Raw genomic sequence first — 551 nt, 5'->3', positions numbered from 1 at the left:
CGAAGGAGGCGGTTCCGCTGGCTCCCCTGCTTGTCGCCTTCACCGACAGCGAAGCGCTGATCCACCGGGTTCGCGCCGAACCGCTGGGCACGTATGCTCACCCCTGGCCCCAGGCGAAAGACTGGCCGATGCGCGCCACCCTCGCCCAGGCCGAGGAGATCGCCCGCCTCAGCGAAGGCTACCGACTCAACGCCGCGCCGGGAGACCCGACCCTGGCCCGCTGCGCCGAACAGCTGCGGCGCTACGCTGAACGTATCGAACAGGAGGCGACGGCGCCTGGCGAACAGCTGACCGCCGAACTGACTAACCCCTTTGCCCCGGCGCTGGCCGCCCTGCCCGACTGGGGGCCGACACCGATAGCGACTGAGCAACAGGCTAAAACGTCATGATGATCCTTCCTTTCTCCGCGCGCCTGCGCGGCACTCTTTTTACCCTGACGCTGACGCTGCTCAGCGGCTGCGCGCTGATCCAGGATGAGCCTGCCCAAGTCGGATCGTAGCCATGTCGTTCTGTGAGCCAAGGAGTTGCCCGTTGTATTTGTCTTCCTAAGA

The 551-nt window shown here is 65.7% G+C and carries 1 protein-coding gene; it reads left to right on the top strand.

Translation table 11 applies throughout. The features are described from left to right. A partial coding sequence (locus ABD339_RS33600; RefSeq protein WP_344570954.1) for a hypothetical protein occupies positions 1–389 on the top strand: 389 nt, incomplete at its 5' end. Positions 390–551 lie beyond the last annotated feature (162 nt).

The sequence above is a fragment of the Streptomyces axinellae genome (assembly GCF_039532135.1).
Classification (GTDB): domain Bacteria; phylum Actinomycetota; class Actinomycetes; order Streptomycetales; family Streptomycetaceae; genus Streptomyces; species Streptomyces axinellae.
This window is presented reverse-complemented; position numbering and strand designations above follow the sequence as displayed.